Annotated in this window: 24 protein-coding genes and 1 pseudogene; 8 read left to right on the top strand and 17 right to left on the bottom strand. The window is 61.6% G+C overall.

Translation table 11 applies throughout. The features are described from left to right. Positions 1-2: 2 nt before the first annotated feature. Together DESPIG_RS04295 and DESPIG_RS04290 are read left to right on the top strand one after the other, a co-directional pair. The gene (locus DESPIG_RS04295; protein ID WP_147589068.1) at positions 3-497 is read left to right on the top strand and encodes a (R)-mandelonitrile lyase; all 495 of its coding nucleotides are present in this window, start codon (positions 3-5) and stop codon (positions 495-497) included. A gap of 17 nt (positions 498-514) precedes the next feature. Beyond that, complete coding sequence (locus tag DESPIG_RS04290) at positions 515-1,108, top strand: flavodoxin (protein WP_246118371.1); 594 nt, start codon at positions 515-517, stop codon at positions 1,106-1,108. Between the two features lie 175 nt (positions 1,109-1,283). Here DESPIG_RS04290 and DESPIG_RS04285 read toward each other — a convergent pair whose 3' ends face one another. The 3 genes from DESPIG_RS04285 to DESPIG_RS04275 all read right to left on the bottom strand — a co-directional run bounded on the left by DESPIG_RS04285 (position 1,284) and on the right by DESPIG_RS04275 (position 4,145). Further along, positions 1,284-1,613 (bottom strand): DMT family transporter, encoded by a 330-nt coding sequence (locus DESPIG_RS04285; protein ID WP_006005425.1) that lies wholly within the window; start codon positions 1,611-1,613, stop codon positions 1,284-1,286. Between the two features lie 8 nt (positions 1,614-1,621). Continuing rightward, a complete protein-coding gene (gene lpdA / locus DESPIG_RS04280) occupies positions 1,622-3,040 on the bottom strand; it encodes a dihydrolipoyl dehydrogenase (protein WP_006005423.1) in 1,419 nt (472 codons plus the stop codon). Between the two features lie 256 nt (positions 3,041-3,296). Next, a complete protein-coding gene (locus tag DESPIG_RS04275) occupies positions 3,297-4,145 on the bottom strand; it encodes an ABC transporter substrate-binding protein (protein WP_006005421.1) in 849 nt (282 codons plus the stop codon). Between the two features lie 312 nt (positions 4,146-4,457). Here DESPIG_RS04275 and DESPIG_RS04270 point away from each other — a divergent pair, with 312 nt between their 5' ends. Both DESPIG_RS04270 and gdhA read left to right on the top strand, forming a co-directional pair. Beyond that, the gene (locus DESPIG_RS04270) at positions 4,458-5,390 is read left to right on the top strand and encodes an AraC family transcriptional regulator (RefSeq protein ID WP_147589067.1); all 933 of its coding nucleotides are present in this window, start codon (positions 4,458-4,460) and stop codon (positions 5,388-5,390) included. 117 nt (positions 5,391-5,507) lie between these two features. After that, on the top strand, positions 5,508-6,860 hold the full coding sequence (gene gdhA / locus DESPIG_RS04265) for an NADP-specific glutamate dehydrogenase (protein ID WP_006005415.1): 1,353 nt from the start codon (positions 5,508-5,510) through the stop codon (positions 6,858-6,860). A 90-nt stretch (positions 6,861-6,950) separates the two neighbouring features. Here gdhA and DESPIG_RS04260 read toward each other — a convergent pair whose 3' ends face one another. Next, the gene (locus DESPIG_RS04260) at positions 6,951-7,460 is read right to left on the bottom strand and encodes a nitroreductase family protein (RefSeq protein WP_006005413.1); all 510 of its coding nucleotides are present in this window, start codon (positions 7,458-7,460) and stop codon (positions 6,951-6,953) included. Positions 7,461-7,579: 119 nt separating this feature from the next. Between DESPIG_RS04260 and DESPIG_RS04255 the strand changes: the two genes are divergently transcribed. From DESPIG_RS04255 to DESPIG_RS04245, 3 genes are all read left to right on the top strand, one after another. Beyond that, the gene (locus DESPIG_RS04255) at positions 7,580-9,598 is read left to right on the top strand and encodes a monovalent cation:proton antiporter family protein (RefSeq protein ID WP_006005410.1); all 2,019 of its coding nucleotides are present in this window, start codon (positions 7,580-7,582) and stop codon (positions 9,596-9,598) included. A gap of 123 nt (positions 9,599-9,721) precedes the next feature. After that, positions 9,722-10,141: a CoA-binding protein gene (locus tag DESPIG_RS04250; RefSeq protein ID WP_040369256.1), complete on the top strand. Its 420-nt coding sequence runs from the start codon at positions 9,722-9,724 to the stop codon at positions 10,139-10,141. A gap of 16 nt (positions 10,142-10,157) precedes the next feature. Beyond that, entirely contained in the window at positions 10,158-10,607 is a 450-nt protein-coding gene (locus tag DESPIG_RS04245) for a YkgJ family cysteine cluster protein (protein WP_006005406.1), read from the top strand. Between the two features lie 52 nt (positions 10,608-10,659). Here DESPIG_RS04245 and DESPIG_RS04240 read toward each other — a convergent pair whose 3' ends face one another. The 9 genes and pseudogenes from DESPIG_RS04240 to efp form a co-directional block, all read right to left on the bottom strand. After that, complete coding sequence (locus tag DESPIG_RS04240) at positions 10,660-11,655, bottom strand: hypothetical protein (RefSeq protein ID WP_006005404.1); 996 nt, start codon at positions 11,653-11,655, stop codon at positions 10,660-10,662. Then, positions 11,646-12,671 (bottom strand): hypothetical protein, encoded by a 1,026-nt coding sequence (locus tag DESPIG_RS04235; protein WP_006005402.1) that lies wholly within the window; start codon positions 12,669-12,671, stop codon positions 11,646-11,648. The genes DESPIG_RS04240 and DESPIG_RS04235 overlap by 10 nt, the downstream gene beginning before the upstream one ends. A gap of 171 nt (positions 12,672-12,842) precedes the next feature. After that, on the bottom strand, positions 12,843-13,298 hold the full coding sequence (locus DESPIG_RS04230) for a GNAT family N-acetyltransferase (protein WP_040369384.1): 456 nt from the start codon (positions 13,296-13,298) through the stop codon (positions 12,843-12,845). 136 nt (positions 13,299-13,434) lie between these two features. Then, on the bottom strand, positions 13,435-13,938 hold the full coding sequence (locus DESPIG_RS04225) for a 3'-5' exonuclease (RefSeq protein WP_370684897.1): 504 nt from the start codon (positions 13,936-13,938) through the stop codon (positions 13,435-13,437). Further along, positions 13,928-13,972, bottom strand: a pseudogene (locus tag DESPIG_RS14520) (hypothetical protein); the annotation flags it as partial. The gene DESPIG_RS04225 and the pseudogene DESPIG_RS14520, both read right to left, overlap by 11 nt. Beyond that, positions 13,963-14,391: a hypothetical protein gene (locus tag DESPIG_RS04220; protein ID WP_006005396.1), complete on the bottom strand. Its 429-nt coding sequence runs from the start codon at positions 14,389-14,391 to the stop codon at positions 13,963-13,965. The gene DESPIG_RS04220 and the pseudogene DESPIG_RS14520, both read right to left, overlap by 10 nt. Positions 14,392-14,852: 461 nt before the next feature. Next, positions 14,853-15,524 carry an outer membrane lipoprotein periplasmic chaperone LolA gene (gene lolA, locus DESPIG_RS04215; protein WP_006005394.1) on the bottom strand — a complete coding sequence of 224 codons (672 nt, stop codon included), beginning with the start codon at positions 15,522-15,524 and terminating at the stop codon, positions 14,853-14,855. Positions 15,525-15,533: 9 nt separating this feature from the next. Next, on the bottom strand, positions 15,534-18,017 hold the full coding sequence (locus DESPIG_RS04210) for a DNA translocase FtsK (protein WP_006005392.1): 2,484 nt from the start codon (positions 18,015-18,017) through the stop codon (positions 15,534-15,536). A gap of 94 nt (positions 18,018-18,111) precedes the next feature. Beyond that, on the bottom strand, positions 18,112-18,669 hold the full coding sequence (efp, locus tag DESPIG_RS04205) for an elongation factor P (protein WP_006005390.1): 558 nt from the start codon (positions 18,667-18,669) through the stop codon (positions 18,112-18,114). A 138-nt stretch (positions 18,670-18,807) separates the two neighbouring features. Between efp and yihA the strand changes: the two genes are divergently transcribed. Further along, complete coding sequence (gene yihA, locus DESPIG_RS04200) at positions 18,808-19,476, top strand: ribosome biogenesis GTP-binding protein YihA/YsxC (protein ID WP_006005388.1); 669 nt, start codon at positions 18,808-18,810, stop codon at positions 19,474-19,476. Positions 19,477-19,652: 176 nt separating this feature from the next. Here the strand turns inward: yihA and DESPIG_RS04195 are convergent, their stop codons facing one another. From DESPIG_RS04195 to trxA, 4 genes are all read right to left on the bottom strand, one after another. Then, positions 19,653-21,101 carry a cation diffusion facilitator family transporter gene (locus tag DESPIG_RS04195; RefSeq protein ID WP_006005386.1) on the bottom strand — a complete coding sequence of 483 codons (1,449 nt, stop codon included), beginning with the start codon at positions 21,099-21,101 and terminating at the stop codon, positions 19,653-19,655. Positions 21,102-21,266: 165 nt separating this feature from the next. Beyond that, positions 21,267-21,998 (bottom strand): outer membrane protein assembly factor BamD, encoded by a 732-nt coding sequence (locus DESPIG_RS04190; protein ID WP_006005382.1) that lies wholly within the window; start codon positions 21,996-21,998, stop codon positions 21,267-21,269. Further along, positions 21,991-22,917, bottom strand: a complete 927-nt coding sequence (trxB, locus tag DESPIG_RS04185; RefSeq protein WP_006005380.1) for a thioredoxin-disulfide reductase — start codon at positions 22,915-22,917, stop codon at positions 21,991-21,993. The genes DESPIG_RS04190 and trxB overlap by 8 nt, the downstream gene beginning before the upstream one ends. Further along, a complete protein-coding gene (gene trxA, locus DESPIG_RS04180) occupies positions 22,914-23,237 on the bottom strand; it encodes a thioredoxin (protein ID WP_006005379.1) in 324 nt (107 codons plus the stop codon). The genes trxB and trxA overlap by 4 nt, the downstream gene beginning before the upstream one ends. Between the last annotated feature and the right edge of the window lie 47 nt (positions 23,238-23,284).

The raw sequence follows: 23,284 nt of genomic DNA, 5'->3' as shown, positions 1-23,284 counted from the left end.
TCATGCGACGTTTCGCTTCCCTGCTCCTCCTTTGCGGCGGCCTGCTTGCCGCTGTCTGTATCGCCCCTTCCACCGTAGCCGCCGGGGAGCCCGGCCAGGAGATCATTCGCTGCGGACAACAGACGCCCATCAAAGGCTCCCCACGCTTTTTCACCGGGACCGTGCGCATCGATCCCCTGTATGCCGCCAACAACGCCATGCGCTCCAGCGGCGGCAGTGTCACCTTTGAACCCGGCGCCCGCTCCCACTGGCATATCCATCCTGTGGGACAGGTGCTCATCGTCACCGCCGGGGTCGGCCTGACCCAGGAATGGGGCAAGCCCATCCAGGAGATCAGGGCCGGGGATGTGGTCATCTGCCCCGCCAAGGTCAAGCACTGGCACGGAGCCGCTCCCGGCAGTGCCATGACGCGTATCTCCATCTGTGAGGAAACAGAGCCCGGCAAGGTCGTGGAGTGGCTGGAACCCGTTACCGATAGCCAGTACGCCGGCCGCTGAACATGAAGGAAATCAGCATGGAAACATACAACAACGGACGCCGTCAGATCCTGATGGCCCTCGCATCCCTCGCAGGCGGCCTGTTCCTTCTGGACACGGGCCGCGCTGCCCCTCAAGCGCAGGAGGCACACCACATGCTTGTCGTCTTTTATTCCCATACGGGCAATACGCGTACCATCGCCCGGCACATCCAGGCCCTGACCGGCTGTGACCTGCTGGATCTGGAACCCGTCACCCCCTATCCCCGCGACTATGACACGGTCGTCAGCCAGGCAAAAAAGGAAAAGCAGCAGGGCTTCCTGCCGCCGCTGAAAAATCCGCTGGATATGGTCAGCCGCTATGACGTCATCCTTGTGGGATCGCCCAGCTGGTGGGGCACCTTTGCCGGACCGGTGCGCACCTTCCTGTCTACGGCTGCCCTGGACGGGAAAACGCTCATCCCCTTCATCACGCACGAAGGCTCCGGCCTCGGCAGTGCCCCTGCCGACCTGCGCCGTCTCTGCCCTGCCGCGAAGACAGGCGAAGGGCTCGCCATACGCGGCAGCCGCGTGGACGGCGCCCGCCAGCAGGTGGAATCCTGGTTGCGAAAGGCAGGTCTGCTGCCAGCCTAAAAAGAGGTCTTCTTCGGGACGCTCTTCTGCTTTCCCCTGTGTCCCGCCGCTTCGGGAAAACGGAGGACAACGGGCCCCTATAAGTCCTTTGGGTGAGGACCGGTAGCCCGGACCAAAAGGATTCAGTTCCCTTAAAAAAGAAAGGGCGGCAGGATATTCCCTGCCGCCCTCTTCATCACAGTTCCATGCTTTTTGAAAAAAGATGCATGACCGCCACTCCGGCAATGATGAGGCCCAGACCGATCGTGGCCGGCAAATCCAGTTTTTGATGGAAGAAGAACCAGCCCACCAAAGAAACGATGACCACGCCTATGCCTGACCACAAAGCATAGGCTATGCCCACAGGCACATATTTGACCACCACCGAGAGCAGATAGAACGCCAAGGCATAACCGCCGATGCAGAGCAGCGACGGCAACAAACGGGTGAATCCCTGCGTTTCCCTCAGTGCCGAGGTGGCCACGATCTCCGAGCAGATGGCCAGCAGGAGCAACAACCAGTGCATGCGGCTCTCTACGCCTCCTGCGCCAGTAGCGCGGCCTCGTACAGTCCCTCGGCCAGCGTGGGATGGGCATGGATGGTATGGGCCACCTGCTCCAGGGTCAGGCCGTTGGCCACCCCCAGAGCGGCTTCCGCCACCAGGTCGGAGGCATGGGCGCCCACGATGTGCGCCCCCAGCAGGCGACCGCTGTCCGCAGCGGCCACCAGCTTGAAGAAGCCCGGCAGCTCGCCCATGGCCTGGGCCTTGCCCAGCTCGCGCATCTGGAAGGTGACGCAGCGCACGTCCAGCCCCTGTTCTCGGGCCTGCTGCTCGCTCAGGCCCACGCTGCCCACTTCGGGCGAGGTGAACACGCCGGACGGCACGGCATCATAGCGCATGGCGCGCGGCTTGCCGCACAGGCCCTCCACCACGCACAGGCCTTCCATGGCCGCCACATGGGCCAGCATCACACGGGAGGGGCCCAGCAGGTCGCCGATGGCATACACTTCGGGTAGGGATGTCTTCAGGGCATCATCCACCACGACCCAGCCGCGGCGGTCGGTCTCGATACCGGCCTCGGTCAGCCCCAGGCCTTCCGTGGCCGGGCAGCGGCCCACGGTCACCAGCACCATGTCGGCTTCCACGGGCACTTCCTTCTGCTGGGCGGGCGTGGGCTTGTCCACGAAGGGAGAGGCCGTCAGCGTGGCACGCACCACGCCATCCTCCACCCGTACATCCTTGAGGGTACGGCCCAGCTCGCAGGAGATGCGGCGCTTCTTCATCTCGCGCTGCAACAGGGTGCTGACATCGGCATCCATAGACGGCATGGGCAACAGGCGGTTCTGGCCTTCCACCACAGTCACCTGCGCACCGAAAGCACGGTAGATGAAGGCCATCTCGCAGCCGATGACGCCACCGCCTACGATGACCAGGCGCTGGGGCACACGGTCCAGTTGCAAGGCGTCATCACTGCTCAGGATGTGGCTATGATCGAAAGCCAGGCCGGGCAGCTCCGCCACCCGGGAGCCGGTCGCCAGGATGAGGGCGTCATTCTCCACCACTTCCACGCCGCCGTCAGCCATGGTCACTTCCACATGACGGGCATCCAGCACCTTGCCATGGCCCACGCACAAACGCACTTTAAGACGGGTGCAGGCCTTTTCCAGACCACCGCGCAAAATGTCGACGACCTTTTCCTTGCGGGCCAGCACAGCGGCCGGATCCACATGGGGAGTCCCATCGCAGGTGATGCCGAACTCGGCCAGACGCAGAGCGGTCTCCAGGGCCTCGGCCGAGGCTTTGAGGGTCTTGGTGGGGATGCAGCCGGAGTTGAGGCAGGTCCCGCCCAGATGGGCGGCCTCCACCAGCGTGACTTCCATGCCCGCGCGGGCAGCGGCAAAAGCCGCCGTATAGCCGCCGGGGCCACCACCGATGACGGTCAGACGTTTCATGCATCCCTCCTGTTGCGCTGATCGGTATTTAGCCAGCCAATATACTGAATTTTATTGATTTCACTACCAACGATAGTGACGCATCCCGCCTGCCCGGTCAAGGCAGGCAAAAAAGGATCTCCCGCAAACGATACCTCATGGTCTGCGGCGATTTCTGAGCGAACTCCCTCCCCGTAGGCTATACCGGGGCTCTGACGACCTCCGGCGCAGGGAAGGCGGGGAGCCCCGTATGCGGAAGCTCCCCTGCCGTCATGCATTACTTGCCGTGCTTGGCACGCCACTGGTCGGAATTGGGGAAGAACAGGGGCTGCCCGTACTTGTCCTTGCCGAAATCACGGATGATGGTCTGGGCTTCATCGCCCACCAGCCAGTCCGCGAACTTCAGGGCCGCATCCTTGTGGACCTGGGGGAACTTGTCGGGATTGACCCGGATGATGGCGATGAGGTTGAGCATGATGGGGTCGTTTTCCACCAGAGGCACGACCTTGACCGTATCCTTGAGGGTCAGCCAGGTGGCACGGTCCATCAGGGTGTAGGCCTGCTTCTTGTCCGTATACAGCGTCGTGGCCTTGTTGCCCTTGGCGCCGTCGGCATAGACTTCATACCAGGCGCCTGCGGGCTGGATGCCGGCAGCCTGCCAGATGTCCATTTCCTTGACATGGGTACCGGACTTGTCCCCGCGAGAGACAAAGGGCACACCGGCCTTGGCGATGGTGGCAAAGGCCTCGGCGGCGCTCTTCATGCCCTTGATGCCCGCCGGGTCACCGGCAGGGCCCAGGATGACGAAGTCATTGTACATGACATCGCGGCGATCCACGCCGAAACCGGCGGCCACAAAGGCATCCTCAAGCTTGCGGGCATGGACCATCACCAGGTCGAAGGACCCGCTCTCCGCCTTTTTCAGGGTCTTGCCGGTCCCGGCTTTTTCCATGCTGATGGCGATACCGGTTTTTTTACTGAAGGTATCGGCCAGCAGCGGCAGGATACCGGCATCCACCGGACCGATGGTGCTGGAGATCTTCAGGCTGTCCGCAGCCTGGACGGGGATGGAGAACGGGAACAGGCACAGCAGGCAGACCAGACTGGCCATACGGGAAAACTTCATGATGCTTCCTCCTGAGGAACTTGCAGCCGGACGGGATGCCCGGACTTACGTCGCTTACGGCCACTCTGCCCCAAAAAAAACTTTCGGACAATATGCAAGGCACATGCCGGCGCACGTTCGGCCCGGCATGCTGGCCGCACGGCTCCACCGATCCGTCTTTCCGCCGTGCCGTGACGCGTGAGCGGGCAGCCTGCCTTCACAAGCGATACATTTATGCTCTTTTTTTGCCAGATCCTCTCTTCCGCTGTTCAGGCTACGAGAACTTGCTTATATTCAAAGTTGTTGCAGCCTTTTTCCTTTGAGGATGTTCCCATGCTCGACCCGCACGCTGAACTGCTCCGCATCAATGCACGCATCAAGGAGATCCTGCTCCGGCACATGCCCCGCACGGGCACGTACGACAGCCCCGTGCCCGGACTGGTCATGCGCAGGCTCGAGACCTGCCACACCACCACGACCTGCCTTGGCAAACCTTCGGCATCCATCATCGTGCAGGGAGAAAAGATCGCCATGCTGGGGGACCGGGAGATTCATTACGGGGAAGGCCAGTGCCTGGTCACGGGCATCGACATGCCCAACGCCTTCCGGGTCCTCCAGGCCTGCCATGACCACCCCTTCCTGGCCATGTCGCTGGAGCTGGACAGGAGCCTGACCGGGCAGATGGTCAAGGAGCTGGCCGATGCCGTCCCGCCTGCGGCCCGCCCGGACAGCGGCGTCAGCCTGGGCACGACCAGCCCTGAACTGCTGGATGCCTTCCTGCGCCTGGCACGCCTGCTGGACACGCCGGAAAGGATACCCATCCTCGCGCCGCTGGTCATCCGCGAGATCCACTACCTGCTGCTCATCGGCCCTCAGGGGGCCGGGCTGCGACAGCTCAATACCCACGGCACCCAGGCCAACAGCATCGCCCTGGCCACGGACTGGCTCCGCAAGAACTATCGCAAGCCCCTGCTGGTGAGCCAGCTGGCCCGTCAGGTCAACATGGGCACATCGACCTTCCACCGTCACTTCAAGGAAGTCACGGGCATGAGCCCGTTGCAGTACCACAAGCGCCTGCGCCTGTACGAAGCCCAGCGTCTGATGCTGGCGGGCGAGATGGACGCGGGCAGCGCCGGGCTGGCCGTGGGCTACGAAAGCACGGCCCAGTTCAATCGTGAGTACAAGCGCCTCTTCGGCGAACCGCCCCTCCGCGACCTGAAAAGGATGCGCCGCCACGACGCCTGCCTCCCTGAAAACTCCCACTGAGCGCCGAAAAACGTATTGCAAGGCTCGGAGAAACTGCGTAAAAAAAATTCCTGCCTTTAACGGCAGGTTTCAACGTTTTTTGCGCTATGCGCACACAGAGCACAGAGGAGTGCACCCATGTCTTACGCTCAACGAGTCATTGAAGGCCTGAAACAGAAGTACGCCAGCGAACCTGTCTTCCTCCAGGCCGTGGAAGAAGTGCTGATGACCCTCCAGCCCCTGCTGGACAAAGACGCCAAGTACGAAAAGTACAAGATCCTCGAGCGCATCACCGAGCCCGAACGCATCATCAGCTTCCGCGTGGAATGGGTGGACGACAAGGGTGAGATCCAGGTCAACCGCGGCTACCGCGTGCAGTACAACTCCGCCATCGGCCCCTACAAGGGCGGCCTGCGCTTCCATCCCAGCGTGAACCTGGGTATCCTCAAGTTCCTGGGCTTCGAACAGATCTTCAAAAACTCCCTGACCGGTCTGGCCATCGGCGGCGGCAAGGGTGGTTCCGACTTCGATCCCAAGGGCAAGTCCGAGACCGAAGTCATGCGCTTCTGCCAGGCCTTCATGACCGAGCTGCACCGCCACATCGGTGCCACCATCGACGTGCCCGCCGGTGACATCGGCGTGGGCGGCCGCGAAGTGGGCTACATGTTCGGCCAGTTCAAGCGCCTGACCCGCAGCTATGAAGGCGTGCTGACCGGCAAGAACCTGCTCTTCGGCGGTTCCCTGGCCCGTACGGAAGCCACCGGTTACGGCGCCGTGTATTTTGCCCAGAACATGCTGGAAGACCGCGGCGAAAGCCTGGAAGGCAAGGTCTGCGCCGTTTCCGGCGCCGGCAACGTGGCCACCTACTGCTGCGAAAAGCTGCTCCAGCTGGGCGCCAAGCCCGTCACCGTGTCCGACTCCCGCGGCATGATCTATGATCCCGAAGGCATCAAGGTCGACGTGCTCAAGCAGGTGAAGGAAGTGGAACGCGCTTCCCTGACCCGCTACGCCGAACTGGTGCCCACCGCCAAGCACACCCCTGTGGCTGAATACCCCGAAGGCCGCAACGCCGTGTGGTCCGTGCCCTGCTTCGCCGCCTTCCCCTGCGCCACCCAGAACGAACTGAACCTGGCTGACGCTAAGACCCTGCTGACCAACGGCTGCAAGTGCGTGGCCGAAGGCGCCAACATGCCTTCCACTCTGGAAGCCGTGCACGCCTTCCTGGAAGCCGGTATCGCCTACGGCCCGGCCAAGGCTGCCAACGCCGGCGGCGTGGCCACCAGCCAGCTGGAAATGCAGCAGAACGCCGGTATGCAGAGCTGGACCTTCGAGACCGTCGACGGCAAGCTGAAGGACATCATGGGCAACATCTACAAGAATGCTGCCGCGACCGCCAAGGAATTCGGCCAGCCCGGCAACCTGGTGCTGGGTGCCAACATCGCCGGCTTCCGCAAGGTGGCCGATGCCATGATCGCCCAGGGCGTCTGCTAACGCTCCTTCCTAAACAGCAATGAAAAAAGCCCGGCCATGCCGGGCTTTTTTCATTGCTGCCCAAACAGGGATTCCGCGCGGGGAAGCTGCCTACCAGTCCTCGTTATGGACGCGTTCGGCACGGAAGCGTTCCTGAGCCTTGAATTCCTGATCCGTATGCCCAAGCACGATCAGGCTCAGGGGGCGGATGTTGTCCGGCATGTGGAAGATCTCGCGGAACGGCCGGGCCCTGTCTTCGATGGGGTGCAGACCGCACCAGACCGTGCCGATGTTCAGGGCACGCGCCGCCAGCATGAAGTTCTGCGTGGCCGCCGAACAATCCTGGACCCAGAACCCGGGGGTCTTCTCTTCATTTAGATCGGCGCAGATGATGACGGCCGCGGCCGCGCCTGCCGCCATTTTGGCATAGGGATGGACCTCCGCCACCTTGCGCAGCATCTCACGGTCACGGATCACGACAAAATGCCAAAGCTGGCGGTTGTTGGCGCTGGGGGCGCACATGGCGGCCTCCAGCATGCGGTCCATGTCTTCCTGGCTGACGGGCTCCTCGGTAAAGGAACGGATGCTGCGCCGGGTCTTGATCGCTTCAAACAAGTCCATAAGTACTCCCTTGCGGCTTTGGCCGCCTTTTTTTATGATGGCTCCCCTGCAAACGGCGTGCCCAGCCGGTCCGGGACCGACGCATGCCGTGCGGGTTCGCACCTGCCCCGGAGGTACAAATGCATTTTGAACTGCTCGATGAACTGGTCATCATTTTCCTGCTTTCCATCGTCGTCAACCTTGTATGCAACAAGATAAAGCTGACGGCAACCGTAGGATTTTTGCTGACCGGTGTGTTGTGCGGGCCTTCCCTGCTGGGCATCGTGGACAGCCAGTCCATCAGCGATGTGGCGGAACTGGGCGTGGCCATGCTGCTGTTCACCATCGGCATGGAACTGTCCGGCGAGGCCCTGAGCCGCCTGAAACGTCCCGTGTTCCTGGGGGGCAGCCTGCAGATCGGTCTGACGGTTCTGGCCATAGCCGGGCTCACCGCCCTTTTGGACGGGACCAGCCTGTCCAGCGGCATCTTCTGGGGCTGCCTCGTGGCCCTTTCCTCTTCGGCCATCGTCTTGCAGATCTTCCAGCAGAAAGGGATCACCAGTACCCCGACGGGGCGCCTTTCTCTGGCCATCCTCGTTTTCCAGGACATCATGGTCGCGCCCATGATGCTCTGCGTGCCCCTGCTGTCCGGTCAGTTCCACATGGCGGCCCTGGACATGCTGCTGTCGGTACTGAAGGTGGGGGGCATCCTCGGGGCCGTATTGCTGGCCGCGCACCTGGGCCTCAACCGCTTCATGGAAGCGGTCATGCGCACCCGCTCGCGCGAGCTGCTTTTCCTTTCGACCCTGGGCACCTGTTTCGGCATGGCCCTGCTGACCCACAGTCTGGGCCTTTCCCTCTCGCTGGGCGCCTTCCTGGCGGGCCTGATGCTGGCCCGTTCCCAGTACAGCATGAGCGTCATCTCGGGCATCATGCCCTACCGTGACGTGTTCATGAGCCTGTTCTTCATCTCCGTCGGCATGATGCTGGACCTCTCCTTCTTCCTCCAGCATATCTGGGCCATCCTGTTCAATACCCTGCTGTTCATCCTGATCAAGAGCCTGCTGACCATGCCCGCCGTCCTGGTGCAGGGCTACCCGCTGCGCACGGCCATCCAGACTTCCCTCAGCCTCGCGCAGGTCGGGGAATTCTCCTTCGTGCTGGCCGCCTCCGGTCTGGCCGCCGGTCTGCTCAACGATATCGGCTACCAGTCCTTCCTGGCCTTGAGCGTCATCACCATGATGCTCACGCCCTTCCTCATCAATCTGGCGCCCCGCGCCGCTGCCCTGCTGACCAAAGGACGCGGCAAGGAAGCCTCCAGCCCGGAAGAAGAACAGCAAAAGGCCAGCACCCTCAAGGATCATCTCATCATCGTGGGCTTCGGCATCAGCGGCAAGCATCTGGCCCAGGTGGCCAAGGAATCCGGCATCCCCTACACCATCCTGGAAATGAACCCCGAGACCGTGAGCCGCTACAAGAACAAGGAACCCATCTCGCACGGGGATGCCTCCCAGCCTGTCATCCTTGAGCATCTGGGCGTCTATACGGCCCGTGTCCTGGCCATCATCATCTCCGATCCGGCGGCCGTGCGTGCCATCACCCTGGAGGCCCGGCGCATGAACCCCGACCTCTATATCGTGGCCCGTACCCGGTTCATCACCGAGGTCGCCCCGTTGCGCCGTCTGGGGGCCAATGTGGTCATCGCCGAGGAATTCGAGACCTCCATCGAGGTGTTCAACCAGGTACTGACCCAGTATCTGGTGCCCCGTCAGGACATCGACGCATTCTCCGCCCGCCTGCGCCAGCAGAACTACCGCATGATCCGGCGCATGAGCAGCGCCGCGGACAGTCTGGAAAGCGTGGCCAGCCGCCTGCCCGAAATGGGCGTGCAGACCATGCGTCTGGAGGCAGGCTCCCCCTTGTGCGGCCTCAGCCTTGCCCAGAGCAATCTGCGCCGGGAATATGCCGTGACCGTGGTGGCCGTGGCCCGCAGCGAACAGGAGGTGATGGCCTCCCCGCCTGCCGACTTCGTCATGGAAGCCGGGGACCTGCTCTACCTGTTCGGCAAAACGGACAAGCTCTTTGCCGTCAAGCCGGTCATCTGTGCAGCCCCCGCCACCCCCGCGGCTGCGACCGCGCAGGAGGCCTCCCGGGCCTGATGATTCCATGGCAGGGACAAAGTTTCCACCAAGTCCGGGCCCAGACTTGCACTTGTCCCTGTCAGCCCGTATATTCGTCTTCCCCTGTCGGCCATGCCGGGGCAATCCCTTATGGAGGCAAGGATGCTTTCATTTACCGCCATCCGGGACGTACTCCAGCGATCCCGCAGCATCGCCATCGTAGGCGCCAAGGACAAAGCCGGGCAGCCCGTGGACAAAGTGGGCCGCTACCTGCTGGACAAGGGCTACACCATCTTTCCGGTGCATCCCGTCCGCAAGACCGTCTGGGGCCTGACGGCCTATCCCGATCTGGCGTCCCTGCCCCAGCCGGTGGACATCATCGACCTTTTCCGCGCTCCCCAGTACTGCCCCGCCCATGCGCAGGAAGTGCTGGCCCTGCCCTGGAAGCCCCTCTGCTTCTGGATGCAGGAAGGCATCCGCTCTGCCGAGGCACGGGCTTTGCTGGAGCCTGAACAGATCCTGGTGGTGGAAGACCTTTGTCTCATGGTCGAACATGCCCGCCTGCTCACTTTGCAAAAATAATCCTGAGGATATCGAAATGAGCCAAGAAACCCAGGCCTTTTCCTGTAAGATGTGCGGCCATTGCTGCAAGGGGAAAGGCGGTATTGTCGTCAGCCCCTCCGACCTGAAGCGGCTTTGTGCCACCCTCTGCATGGAAGAGGAAGAGGTGATACGCCGGTTCGGGGAATATGTAGGGACAAAGCTCAAGATCCGCGTGGGTGAGGACGGCTACTGCATCTTTTTCCGGGAAGGCAAGGGCTGCATCGTCCATGAGGGCAAACCTTCCATCTGCAAAGCCTGGCCCTTTTTCCGGGGCAACATAGAAGATCCCGTCAGCCTGCATCTGGCCAAGGATTTTTGTCCCGGCATCCCCAAAGAGATCAGCCATGCCGACTTTGCCGCCCAGGGCAAGCGCTATCTGCAGGAAAATGGCCTGCTGGCCAATGACCGTAGCTGCGAGGCCAACGCCCTGATCCTGGACAAATGATCGCGCGAACAGTTTGAAAAAAGAGCCCGGAAGATGTCTTCCGGGCTCTTTTTCATGCTTCGGCCCTCTCGGCGGCTTTTGCCGCATCCAGATCAGCCTGCATGCGCTCCGCCTGCAGATGCCGCACGCGGCGCAAAAATTCTTCACGGTATGCCACCGACTGGCTGACGGGCGGCCCCTCATCACGAAGACGCCGCTCGATGACAGGACGCCGTGCCTCCGGCACACGCTCCAGCAGGGCCTCGCGTACGGCAGGCCCACAGCTGCTCAGGAGCCCGGCCAGAGCTTCACCGGAAGTTTCCTCCAGCGCCTCTTCCAGCAGACCGTCTTCCAGCTGCAAACAGTCCTCAGGACAATGCACCATCCTGCCCAGCAGTGCCGGCAAGCGGGAATCTTGCCGTTCCAGATCGGCCAGCAGCTCCCTGCCCGCATCCTTGCCCGCCGCCGCCACGATCTCTGCTGCCACCTGCAGGCCGGGGCGCCAGTCCTGTGCTGATTTTTCCGCAGCCTGCCGGGCAAGCACGCTGTCCACCTCATCCAGTATGTCCGCATCTACCGGCGTCAGTCCGCCGATATGTTCCAGCAGCAGAGAGCGCATGTCTGTAGGCAGGCGCATGAGCAGGCCCGCCGCCTGGGAAGCGGAAAGATGACCGAGGACCAGCGCCAACGTCTGGGGATGTTCCTGACGCAGCAGTTGATAGAGCTGACCCGGGCGCATCCGCTCCAGCGATTCGAACGGCCGCGCCGCGTCCGCCGGGCCCCAGGCGCGCATGGTCTCCCGTGCCTCACGCTCGCCAAGGCAATGCGTCAGCAGACGTCCGGCCAGTGCCTTGTCCGCACAGATGCCGTCAGCCTGCGTGTCAAGGAATACCCGGGCTTCCCGCAAGATGGCCCGCACCTCGCTTTCGGGGACGTGCGGCAGACTGGCCATGGCTTCCGTTATCCGGGCCACCTCCTGCCGCTGCATGCCGCCCAGCATGTCCGCAGCCACATCTTCGCCCATGGCCAGGAGGAAGACGGCACAACGCTGGCTGCCTGTCAGTTGCATGATCCCTGTCCTCCTGCTGTCCCTTCCGCTATGCCATCTTCCTGCGCCAGCCAGTGGCGCAGCAAGGCCGCACCATGCCCGGGATGCTCACGGATACGGGCCTCCACCTGCTGACGCAGACAGTCCACGGTATCCGGCGCTCCGCTGTCCGCACCAGCCTCAACCGGCATACTGCCCTCCACCGGCATCCCGGCAGAAACAGAGGCGACAGCAAAGCGGCGACGCGTCCAAAAGAACGCGGCCATGCTGGCCAAAGCCAGCACGGCAAAAGCCAGGGCCACGCCCCGCAGTACAGCCACATCCCGCCGGGCAGGCAGGAAACAGATCCGCAGCGTATCGCCCCTCTCCTCCTCCAGCGCACAGGCCTGCCCCAGCAGGCTCTCAAGATACGGGCGTACCGTCTCCGGAACGACATTTTCCTCCAGCAAGACCGCGACCGTACGGCGCCCCATTGCCCGGGATTTTTCCTTGCCCGTTCCATCCAGACTGACGAGGACCTCTGTCCTTCCGTTGTCTGCCAGCAGGGGCCGCAGGACCCGCAGAGCTTGGCGCTCCAGCGCCATTTCCTGTTCCCGGCGGGCCGTCTCGTCCGTATCCCGATCAGGATACAGGCGCCGTCCTTCCGTATCGAAGACCAGGACATGGCGTTTGTCCGGGCCGTCCGGTACCAGGGCCAGGACATCCAGCATCCTGTCCAGTGCCGCCGCATCCGGCATGGCTTCCGGCCGTGAAGGCTCCAGGACGATGACCGCTCCGGGCTGCCAGCTTTGAGGGGCAAGCTGTACCTTCACCTGGCGGATGCAGGAAAACTGTTCCAGCTGCCGGGCCAGCAGCGTCTCCTGCTCATGACGAAGGGCGACGGCACTTTCCTTGCCACCGCATCCGCCCGTTCCCCGCAAGGATAAGCCGCCCATCAACGCGGCCAGCAGCAGAGACACGAACGCGACCGCCGCCAATACGGCCTGCCGTGTACGTCCTGTGCCCTTGTGGCGCTCCTGGATGCTGCTGCCTGACACTGCCAAAATTCCCCCATGGATAGCTGTATCCACATATAGCTAGCAAAGAGGATGCCATTTGCAAATAATCATTGATTACAAGATATTAAATATCTTTTCAGAATAACTCCGCGCAAATCATTCAAAAAAATGACACACATTTCTTCCCGGGGCGGCTCCACGCTGTCAGCCTCATCTCCCGGCAGACAGCCGGCGCCGCAGGTACACCATATCACGCAAGAGAATGCCCTCTTCCACGATGGGCTGGGGGTAGTTGCGGGTAAAGAAGTCAGGGATGCGGTCAAACGGCACAAAACCACAGGCACGGTAAAATGCCAGCGTCGAAGGGACTTCCCCTGTCCCCAGCTGCAAACTATGGCAGGACGAGGCATAGCGCGCACAGACAAATTCTATCAGCGCCTTGCCGTAACCGCGTCTGCGCCAAGGGGCCGCCACGGCCAGGTTCTTGATCTCCGCCACGCCCTCGCTCTCCCGGGTCACGACGCACAGCCCCCGGGCATCGGGGTCATGAAGGACGAACAGCTCCCCGCGGTCCAGATAACGGTCTATCATGGCCTCGCTCTCATCCCCTACGAGCAAGAGCGGCAACCAGGCTTTTTTATGGCTACGGACATGGACGATATCCATATATCCTCCCAGCTCGTTGTCTTTCCATATAATCGGGCGGCTTTCCTCATCCGCCCGGGTCCCGTTCGCCATTCTTCAGCCATAAAAAAAGGAGGCCATCCCGGGGATGCCTCCTGTCTGTGCTGCCGGGCAGCCATCACAATTTCATCTGACCATCCGTGACGCCCAACGCATGCAGACGCAAATAGATCTCTGCGCAGGCCCGGGCGTCGGAGCCGGCGTGATGGTGATCCAGCGGGATGCCGAAGTAGTCGCAAACGCTGTCCAGCGCCCGTGATGCCAGCGGCAGGCTACGCCGTGCCCCCTTGAGCGTACATAAAAACGGCAACTGCGGCTGCACAAGGCCCAGAGCCTGACAGGATGCGTGCAGCACCCTGCGGTCAAACCCGGCATTGTGGGCCAGGATCGCACGGCTGCCCTCCATGAAGGCCGCCAGCTGCGGCCACACTTCCGTGAAGGTGGGGGCATCTTTCAGCAGGGGCCAGGTCAGGCCATGCACATGGGTGAACAAAACGCGGGAGGACGGCGGACGGATCAGGCTGTAAAAGCTGTCCGTCACCGCGCCATCCTCGATGCGGCAAAGGCCCACAGCGCACGCGCTGTGGGCCGCATAGCCGGAAGTTTCAAAATCAAGGGCCACATACCGGCCTGTCATCATACGGGGCTACTCCTTGCCCTCTGCCGCACTGCGGGCAGCTTCGGCGATGCGGTCAGCGATGTAGGCACGCATGGCATCGTCGTCTTCATCCAGATTGAAGCAGCAGGCATCCTCGCCCATGAGACCGGCCGGCACATAATCGCCCAGCTCGTCGGGATCCTGGATCATGTCGGCATAGAAGCAGACCGACAGCCAGCGGCTTTCCGGTTCGTCATCCACCACGTCCACCAGGACGAACAGCTCACGCTGTTTCTGGGCGGCATTACGCGCACGCAGCGAATAGCTGACGCCCGGACGGGCCTTGAATTCCAGCGAGACGTTTTCCAGACCCGCCAGATAGTCACGATACGCCAGGAAGGCCGCGCGGGCATTCAGGGGATCGCTCTGCCAGGCTTGCAACAGTTCCTCAACGCCCTTGCTCCAGTCAGCGGACATATGAATACTCCTTTGTCTGCTCTTTGCCACGGCGCACCGCATACGGACGAAACGGTCTCGTCGTGAATCCGGGCATGCTCTTTCGTGCACAGCCTGACCACCGGCTGTCGCGCGCGTCCATCGTCTGCGGACCGCATGTCCGCCGGGTCAGAGAATGCCCCATCATGGGGATAATGCCCGTGCTCCGCAGCCTTTGTCAAGGCAGGGGACAGGCGCCCGACCGGAGAGAGGCAGGGACGCCAAGTGCGCCAAACGTCCATCGCGAACATCGTGCTTCCGCCCACGGCCTGCTCCGGAACGGACAGAGATCCTCAAGCCCCGCGCGTATCCAGGGCTTGTGCTGCTCCTGCGACCTGCAGCCCGGACAAAAAGCCTGTACGCAGCCGGCACAGGGGAAGAGAAAACACAAAAAAAGCCCCGGAAAACGGGGCCTTTTTTGTTCGCTTCGCACGATGCGTTCGCTACTTGAAAAGCTCGCGTTCCTGCACCTTGGCTTTGTCGGTGCGGTCTTCCACATCTACGCCCTTGGGCGGCGTGAACTGGAATGTGCCGCTCCCCAGCATGACGTCCGGAATGAACTTGATGAAATTCACGTCGTTATGGTTACCGTAAAAATCCACCAGATCCACGCGACGGATAAAGGTCTGGGCATCGACCCAGATCAGGGCTTCGACCATCTGAGGCGTCGGGTCTTTGGGATACAGACGGATCTTCCGCATCCCGTTCTCCGTGCCTTCTTCCTTGATATCAAAATCCTTGCTCAACGCGGCCTGACCGGTCAGCACCTGGATGATGCTGCGGGAATCCTGCACCAGATCGTGAGGATAGCGGTAGGCCACTTCCTCGTCCGGGATGTAATCCCAGATCTCTTTGCCCGTGACCACCAGGGTCTCCTTGATGGGCTTTTTCGTTTCCCAGCGGATGAGCAAGGGCTTTTTGAAGTGCAGGGTCCCGTAACGGGTCTCTACAGCCCCGCTTTCCTTATGGGTGAGCTTTTGCTCAAACTCGGCGGAAAAGGACTGCAAAGTGTCATAACGCTGCTTGAGATCCCCCACGAGGTCGGCGGCCTGCGCCCATGAGGCAAGCGCCAGCAGGGATACGGCACCAAGCACCAGAGATTTGATCATGCGCATTGTTACCTCCTATTTGACCACGGCTCGCGGCTTGCTGCCGTCGGCAGGGCCAATGATACCGTCGGCTTCCAGCTGTTCCACCATATTGGCGGCCCTGTTGAAGCCGATCTTGAAGCGCCGCTGGATCAGGGAAATGGACACCCTGCCCTGTTCGGTCACAAAAGCCTGGACCTCGGCATACAGGGGGTCCGAAGCCACGTCCCCCGCTCCGCTGCCGCCACCATTGCCACCAACGGCACCGTCAGCGTTCCAGTCCGCAAAGCTGACCTTATAGCTGGGCACAAGGTGGTGCTTCCAGTAGCCGACGACGTTCTGCACTTCCTCATCGCTCAGGAAGGGGCCGTGCAAACGCTGCAAGCGACCGCCGCTGGGTTTGAACAGCATATCGCCGCGGCCCAGAAGATGCTCGGCGCCAGCCTGGTCCAGGATGGTACGCGAATCATGCCGCGACGTGACCTGGAACGAGATGCGGCAGGGGAAGTTGGCCTTGATCAGGCCGGTCACCACATCCACGCTGGGACGCTGGGTGGCCAGGATCATATGGATGCCGGCGGCACGGGCCAGCTGGGCCAGACGCACGATGCTGGTCTCCACTTCGCGGGCGGCCGTCATCATCAGGTCGGCCAGCTCGTCGATGACGATGACCAGATAGGGCAAGGGCTCCAGATCCGCCAGATCCGGCGGGAGCTGACCGTTGTAGCTGGCCAGGCGCTGGTTGTAAGAGGCCACGTTGCGTACGCCCATGCGGGCCATGGCCTCATAACGCTGATCCATTTCATGCACGGCCCAGTCAAGAGCGTTCTTGGCTTCGCTCATCTCCGTCACCACAGGATGGATCAGGTGGGGCTCATCGGCGTACATGGCCATTTCGATGCGTTTGGGGTCCACCAGGAGCAGGCGCATCTCTTCAGGCTGCGTGCGGTACAGCAGGCTGAGCAGGATACCATTGAGGCAAACGCTCTTGCCCGCACCGGTGGCACCGGCCACCAGCAGATGCGGCATCCTGGTCAGGTCCGCCATAAAGGGACGACCGGCGATGTCCTTGCCCAGGATCATGGTCAGGGGCCCGCACCCCTTGCGGAAATCTTCCGACGAGGCCAGCTCCCTGAAGTTCACGATCTCCCGGTCATCATTGGGGATCTCGATACCCACGGTATCGGACCCGGGGATCGGGGCCTGGATGCGCACGGCAATGGCCTTGAGGGCCAGGGCCAGATCATCGCTGAGATTGGCGATGCGGTTGACGCGGATACCGGGGGCCGGGCGCACCTCGTACATGGTGACCACAGGCCCGGGCGTGATGCGGACAAGCTCGCTCTGGATATCGAAATCCTTCAGGCATTCCATCAAAGCTTTGCCGCGAGCTTCCAGATCCTCGCGGCGGACGCGGGGGGCATCTTTGGAAGGCAGGCTCAACAGATCGAGACTGGGCAAAGGAATGGGAGCACGAGGACGCTTTTCCTGTGCGGCAGGCGTCGTCGGCCGGGAAGCAGGCGCCGCAGGAGCTGCGGGAGTCCCAGCTGCGGCCTTGGGGGCCACAGTATCCTGCTTTGCAGGAACCGCTTCCATCGAGGCGGACGTGGCAGTCTGCTTGTGGCCTTCCTGTGCCGGAGCCTCTTCCGCTTCCGCAGCAGTCGCACCGGCATCAGGGCCGTCCTCCCCGGCCGGGATGACGGAAGGCGTCTCGACGATGACCGGACGGGGAGCTGCCGGAGCAAAAAAGTCATCATCGTCATCAGGCCCGGAGACAGGGGCGGCAACAGGCGCCTGCTCCGTGGCGTGAACGGCGGGTGCGGCGGGCTGGACAGCCTCATCGGGCTCCACAGGATAGATTTCCGGCATGGGATCCTTGGCCGGACGGATATTGCCCAGCTTGTCGCGCAGGGCCCGCCAGAAATCGGATCCCTTGCCCGGCTTTTTCTGCTTCAGCCCGGCGAGGATGCGCTTATGGAAAGGAAGGGAGGCAAGCTCCTGACCGTGGGTGACGATCTCGGGCTTGTGCTCTTCATCCTGTTTTTTCTGCAGGATGCGTTCCCGGATGCGGGCCACGCACAGCGCCCCCACAGAGACCCAGGAAAAATTGAAGGTCAGTTGCACGCCGACCAGAAAAATGAAGAACCAGACCAGCCCCGAGCCCCCGGGGCTCAGGTAGTAGCTGGAATTGGAATGGAGGGTGCCGCCGATCATCCCGCCACCGGCGATATCACCAAGGGACAGATCCCATGCGGCCCCCACGACCAGCAGGCAGATAGTCAGCAAAAAAAGGCCGCACCAGCGCCACCAGCTGATGGTATACGCGGGGGAGACACAGGACGCGCCCAGGGCTCCGAAGACCAGAGGCCAGATATAGGCGCCTATGCCAAAAACATCATTGAGGAAGCCGGCAGTATAGGCACCAAAAAGTCCCGCCTGGTTGCTGACTTCGGCCTGTTTGCTGACCACATGGTTGAGGCTGGGGTCATTGGCGCTGAAAGTCACCACACTGAGCAACATCAACAGTGCCCAGAAAAGCAGGAAAAGCCCAAAAAGTTCGCGGCTGAACTTGCGTGCGTCCGTATGTCTACCCTCGCGTATCTTGCAAAAAGGCCTATTCGCGGCCCAGGTATTCCTTGGTACGGGTATCGACCTTGATGCGGTCACCTTCGTTCACGAAGATGGGCACCTGCACCACGATACCGGTCTCCAGCTTGGCGGGCTTGGTCACGTTGCTCACGGTGTCGCCCTTGGCGCCGGGTTCGGTCTCCACCACTTCGAGCACCAGGCTCAGGGGGATGTCGATATCCAGAGGATTGCCCTTGTACAGCAGCACGCGGCATTCCTGACCGTCCTTGAGGAAGCCTTCCTTGCCACCGGTGGTGGAGGTGGACACCTGGAGCTGTTCGTAGGTGGTCATATCCATGAAGATCAGCTCGTCGTCCTGACGATACAGGAACTGCATGTCGCGGGTCTCCATGTCGGGCTTGCCCACCTTTTCGCCGGAGCGGAAGGTGATGTCCTGGATGCGTCCCGTCAGAATGTTGCGCAGCTTGGTGCGGACCATGGCACCGCCCTTGCCGGGCTTGAAGTGCTGGAAGTCAACAATTTCGTAGGGGATGCCTTCCACCTCGATCTTGAGGCCCTTGCGAAAATCAGTCGTCGAATACATTCTTCCTCCTGCTGCCGTGCGCGTGGCCTTTGTTCGGCCATTTGCAAAAAAAACGCGCTACGGCTAGTATACGCTTAGTGAATTGCGGATTATTGTGAAAATACCCCTTACTGTCAAGCTGTGCCTGAGGTCCACACCATGCCGACGCTTACCCTAGAAAGCACCGTCTACACCCTCCAGCAACTCTTGGATGTCCCCGAAGCCCAGGTGGCCCTGGCCGGCCGTTCCAACGTGGGCAAGTCCTCGCTCATCAATGCCCTGGCCGTGCGCAAAAAGCTGGCCAAGGTCAGCGCCACGCCAGGCAAGACGCGCTCCATCAATTTTTATCGGGTGCAGCCCCACAACTTCTTCCTGGTGGACCTGCCGGGCTACGGCTATGCCCGGGCCAGCCACAGCGAGCGCCGCAGCTGGGCGACCCTGCTGGAAAAATATCTTTCCACCTGCAAGAACCTGAGGGCTCTGGCCCTGCTTCTGGACAGCCGCCTGCCCCCCCAAAAGCTGGATCTGGACCTGGCCGGCTTTGCCCGTTCCTGCGGGCTCCCCTTGCTGCCCATCCTCACCAAGGCCGACAAGTGCAACCAGCGGGAACGTGCTGCACGCCAGGCGGAATGGGGCGAGATCGTCGGCGTCAAACCGGTCATCACCTCTTCCAGCAAACGCATGGGTATGGATGCCCTGTGGCAGCGCCTTATCGAAGCCTCGGGCTGTGCGCCGGTCATCCTTGAGGAAGAAGCCGCCCAGCCTGTGACGGCCTCCCTGGCCGAAGCCCTTGCCCGGACGACAGCTGCCACGGAGGAAAAAGCTTAGATCCGCATCGGGGGCTGGCCCCGGCTCCCGCTCACAGGGATCCGTTATCCCGGCCCATAGTCCTTCAAAAGACGCTGCCCCTGAAAGATACTTTTTCAGACGGGACGGCAAAATATCTTTGATAAAAAGAGGCAGGAAAATGTCCCTACATCTTCCTGCCTCTTTTCTTTCGCTCATTACTTGCCCAGCGGGGCTGCTTCCGTCCTAGGGGGCTCCAGATGGATGAGTATGCGTCCCAGCAACGGCAGACGTTCGCGCAGCTCTTTTTCCAGGCGCACCGTCAACTGATGAGCTTCCTCTACGCTCAGGTCATGCCGGACGCAGCAATGGAAGGAGATGCACAGGCCGTATACCGGCAAGGTGTAGGCGTGGTAGCCGTGGGCGCAGCACAGCAGGGGCTCACGACCAACGGCCTGCTCCACTTCCTTCCAGGCCAGTTCGGCCACGGCTGTTTGGGCGGGAGTGGCTTCTTCCTGGACGTCTCCCCTCTCCTCAGGATCCATGTGGGTGACGATCCCGGCCTGCGGCAGGGCCGCATGCAGCGCCTCCTCAAAAGTACGGACCCGTTTGTGGGCCTCGCAGAACGCTTCCTGCCCCGGGACCTCCACATGGACTTCCACAAGCGTCCCCGCTCCGCTGCGCAGGATCTGGACATCATGGATGGCCAGCCCCTGGATGGAGGCCACGTGCTGCACCACCGCAAAGGGGTCTTCCTTCTGGCCGGAGCGCACGGGCTCCACGTGGACCGTGACATCCGCTCCGGGCAGGATGCCATCCACGGCCAGTTCGGCATCATGGGCGATCTTGTGCCCTTCACTGACCCGTATGGCGGGATCGACCCCCACGGTCAGATCCACAAAATAATGCGGGCCGCTGGAACGCAAACGCACACGCTGTACGTCCTGGACGCCCGGCAAATGCCTCACTGCTTCGCAGATGGCCTGCTGCTCTTCCGTGGAACCGCTGTCCATGAGCATGTTGATGGCTTCCCGGGCCATATGCAGACTGGCCCGAAAAATGATCAGGGCCACCAGCAGGGCGGCAACGGTATCCGCCTGCACCAGGACCTTGTGCACCGGCTCAGGCAATTGCAGCTTGGCCGCCAGCCAGACTGCCGCCACCCCTACGAGGACGACAGCGGAAGAAAGGATGTCCGTCGAAAAATGCAGGGCATCGGCTTCCAGCGCCTGGCTCCGCGTCTCTTTGGCGACTTTTTTCAGCACCCGCACCCGGTTCACGTCGATCACGATGGAGATGCCCATCACGATGATGCCCCAGATGGAAGGGGCCACCGGAGTATCCCCTGACAGGAGACGGCCTGCCCCCTCATAAACGACCCAGATACAGATAACGAACAGCAGCACGGTCTCACCCAGTGCCGACAGATTCTCGACTTTGCCATGCCCATAAGGATGCCGGGCATCCGCCGGACGGGAGGAAAGCCGGACGGCATAAAGGGTCATGGCCGCCGCCAGCAGGTCAAGCCCGCTGTGCAATGCCTCGGAAAGGATCCCCAGGCTGTTGGTATAGACACCTACGACCAGCTTGATGGCCGTAAGCAGGCAGGCTGCCAGCAGGGAGACCAAGGCCGCCCTGTTCTTGGCCTGACTGTGTTCCTCGTTCATCGTATTCCATCCTTGTCTTCATGCGGCAGAGCGTCCCCAAGCCAGACCGGAATCCTCTGCGGCATAATCGTACCGGTTCCTTTCAGTACCGGACATCCCGGAAAGCGGGAGTGGAAGTCATTTTCCATACAGAACAAAAAAGCCCCGAACGGGGCTTTTTTGTTCTTACAGCCAGGTGAACCAGTTTCGCCAGCTGCCCTGCCGCTTTTCGCGGGTCAGGCGGCCTTGCTCTTCCTTGTAGTTGTGGTACGCCGCCAGGGATTTCTCCTTGGCATGCGAGGCCACTTCGGGAACATCCGGGAAGGTCTCGCTCACATACTCGTAGCGTCGCCAGGCAGGGCCGTATTTTTCCATATGCCAAAACACGTCGGCGATATAAAGTTCATGCTCGGCCATCAGACGACGGCAGGTATGCATCTTTTCCTCGGCATCCTTGGCATAGGGAGAGTCGGGATAGACCTGCCGCAGCCGTGCGAAGTATTCGTGGGCTTCCTGCAGGATCGTCGTCGCCCGGTCGATGGACCGGAACTGCTTCATGAGAGACATGCCCGTCTGGTAGATAACGTAGGGGGTCGCCTCATGCCGCGGGTGCAGCGACTCGAAATCCTTGTATGTTTCCGCAGCCAGCACATATTCCTCATCGAGGTAATAGGCATCGGCCAGGGCCAGCTCCGCATCGACCGTATACGGGCTGAAGGGATAGGTATCCCGCAGCTTGTTGTACAGTTCGACCGCGCGCACATAGTTCTTTTCGCTCATGGCATCATTGCCGGCTTCAAATATCTCCTGCGCTGTATCCTCGGCCGGAGGCAGGTAGATCATATCGATGATGCCGCAGCCAGACAGCGAAAAGATGGCCAAAGCCAGGGTCAGAGAGCGAAGATAGTTTTTAAACATGGAGCTGTTCCAGGAAGACGAAAGCTGCCTGCGCAGCAGTTGCACCGTCACCGGCGGCAGTTATGACCTGACGGCACAGCTTCGAACGCACGTCGCCCGCGGCAAAAATGCCGGGGATGCTGGTCCGCATTTCCGTATCCGTCACAATAAAGCCCTGGGCATCACGTTCCAGCGCGGCGGGCAGGTACGCCGTTACCGGCTCGAAACCAACGTAGATGAACAGCCCTTCGACGGGGATCTGACGGATCTCGTCCGTCTTCAGATCCCTGACGCTCAGGGAGGTCAGGGCGTTTTCTCCATGGAGGGCGGTCACGACGCTGCTGCGCACCAGCTCCACCTTGTCCGACATGGCTTCCAGCTTGTCCTGATAGATCTTCGCACCACGGAACTCGTCACGGCGATGGATCAGATAGACTTTGGAAGCCAGCTTGGCCAGATAAAGGGATTCTTCCAGCGCAGCATTGCCGCCGCCGACGACAGCGACAGGCGCGTTGCGGAAAAAGTTGCCGTCACAGAGGGCGCAATAGGAAACACCGCGTCCCTGCAGGCGCTTTTCATCGGCAAGCCCCAGCTCGCGATGATGGGCGCCGGAACACACGATGACCGTCCGGCAGCTGTGTTCCTTGCCGCCGGCCTGCACGACAAAGTTGCCGGCCTCGCCGCTGACGCTTTCCACAGCGTCCCGGCTGTGCGTCACCGGCAGGCCTTCCAGATGCGCGGCAAACAGATCCGCCAGCTCGTAGCCCTTGATCCCTTTGGGATAACCGGGATAGTTCTCCAGGGCTTCGGTCTGCAGGATCTGTCCTCCGGCTGCCATCTTCTCAAAAAGGATGACGGAGCAGCCGGAACGGACGAGATACAGCGCCGCCGTCACCCCGGCAGGGCCACTGCCTATGACTGCAGCATCGAAGGTGCTCATGCCAGGGCCTTGGTCTGCAGGATGTTGACGATGGCGTCCTTGTTGACGGCACCGGTCACCTGGTCGATGGCCTGGCCATTCTTGAACAGCATCAGGGTCGGGATGGCGCGGATACCGAATTTGGTGGGCGTCGCCGGGTTTTCGTCAACGTTCATCTTGACGATGCGGACCTTGCCTTCGTACTCGGCGGCCAGCTCGTCGATGATGGGGCCCACAGCACGGCAGGGGCCGCACCAGGGGGCCCAGAAGTCCAGCAGCACAGGGATATCGGAATTCAGGACAACGCTATCGAAAGTGGCATCAGAAATCTGTTCGGCCATAGTGTCTCTCCTTAAAGAATAAGCAAATTCCCGTCACAGACGGACGG

The organism is Desulfovibrio piger ATCC 29098 (assembly GCF_000156375.1).
Taxonomy (GTDB): Bacteria; Desulfobacterota; Desulfovibrionia; order Desulfovibrionales; family Desulfovibrionaceae; genus Desulfovibrio; species Desulfovibrio piger.
The sequence above is the reverse complement of the archived record's forward strand: the minus strand, read 5'-3'. Positions and strand labels throughout refer to the sequence as shown.

Excerpts from the sequence above, each read along its gene's own strand:
- DESPIG_RS04220 (WP_006005396.1), bottom strand. The coding sequence starts at position 14,391 with ATGTCCGCTGACTGGAGCAAGGGCGTTGAGGAACTGTTGCAAGCCTGG.
- DESPIG_RS04250 (WP_040369256.1), top strand. The coding sequence starts at position 9,722 with ATGCTTTCATTTACCGCCATCCGGGACGTACTCCAGCGATCCCGCAGC.
- efp (WP_006005390.1), bottom strand. The coding sequence starts at position 18,669 with ATGTATTCGACGACTGATTTTCGCAAGGGCCTCAAGATCGAGGTGGAA.
- trxA (WP_006005379.1), bottom strand. The coding sequence starts at position 23,237 with ATGGCCGAACAGATTTCTGATGCCACTTTCGATAGCGTTGTCCTGAAT.
- DESPIG_RS04240 (WP_006005404.1), bottom strand. The coding sequence starts at position 11,655 with ATGCAACTGACAGGCAGCCAGCGTTGTGCCGTCTTCCTCCTGGCCATG.
- DESPIG_RS04270 (WP_147589067.1), top strand. The coding sequence starts at position 4,458 with ATGCTCGACCCGCACGCTGAACTGCTCCGCATCAATGCACGCATCAAG.
- DESPIG_RS04295 (WP_147589068.1), top strand. The coding sequence starts at position 3 with ATGCGACGTTTCGCTTCCCTGCTCCTCCTTTGCGGCGGCCTGCTTGCC.
- gdhA (WP_006005415.1), top strand. The coding sequence starts at position 5,508 with ATGTCTTACGCTCAACGAGTCATTGAAGGCCTGAAACAGAAGTACGCC.
- DESPIG_RS04275 (WP_006005421.1), bottom strand. The coding sequence starts at position 4,145 with ATGAAGTTTTCCCGTATGGCCAGTCTGGTCTGCCTGCTGTGCCTGTTC.
- DESPIG_RS04230 (WP_040369384.1), bottom strand. The coding sequence starts at position 13,298 with ATGGATATCGTCCATGTCCGTAGCCATAAAAAAGCCTGGTTGCCGCTC.
- DESPIG_RS04245 (WP_006005406.1), top strand. The coding sequence starts at position 10,158 with ATGAGCCAAGAAACCCAGGCCTTTTCCTGTAAGATGTGCGGCCATTGC.
- DESPIG_RS04255 (WP_006005410.1), top strand. The coding sequence starts at position 7,580 with ATGCATTTTGAACTGCTCGATGAACTGGTCATCATTTTCCTGCTTTCC.
- lpdA (WP_006005423.1), bottom strand. The coding sequence starts at position 3,040 with ATGAAACGTCTGACCGTCATCGGTGGTGGCCCCGGCGGCTATACGGCG.
- DESPIG_RS04195 (WP_006005386.1), bottom strand. The coding sequence starts at position 21,101 with ATGAACGAGGAACACAGTCAGGCCAAGAACAGGGCGGCCTTGGTCTCC.
- lolA (WP_006005394.1), bottom strand. The coding sequence starts at position 15,524 with ATGCGCATGATCAAATCTCTGGTGCTTGGTGCCGTATCCCTGCTGGCG.
- DESPIG_RS04210 (WP_006005392.1), bottom strand. The coding sequence starts at position 18,017 with ATGTTGCTCAGTGTGGTGACTTTCAGCGCCAATGACCCCAGCCTCAAC.
- DESPIG_RS04285 (WP_006005425.1), bottom strand. The coding sequence starts at position 1,613 with ATGCACTGGTTGTTGCTCCTGCTGGCCATCTGCTCGGAGATCGTGGCC.
- trxB (WP_006005380.1), bottom strand. The coding sequence starts at position 22,917 with ATGAGCACCTTCGATGCTGCAGTCATAGGCAGTGGCCCTGCCGGGGTG.
- DESPIG_RS04190 (WP_006005382.1), bottom strand. The coding sequence starts at position 21,998 with ATGTTTAAAAACTATCTTCGCTCTCTGACCCTGGCTTTGGCCATCTTT.
- yihA (WP_006005388.1), top strand. The coding sequence starts at position 18,808 with ATGCCGACGCTTACCCTAGAAAGCACCGTCTACACCCTCCAGCAACTC.
- DESPIG_RS04290 (WP_246118371.1), top strand. The coding sequence starts at position 515 with ATGGAAACATACAACAACGGACGCCGTCAGATCCTGATGGCCCTCGCA.
- DESPIG_RS04260 (WP_006005413.1), bottom strand. The coding sequence starts at position 7,460 with ATGGACTTGTTTGAAGCGATCAAGACCCGGCGCAGCATCCGTTCCTTT.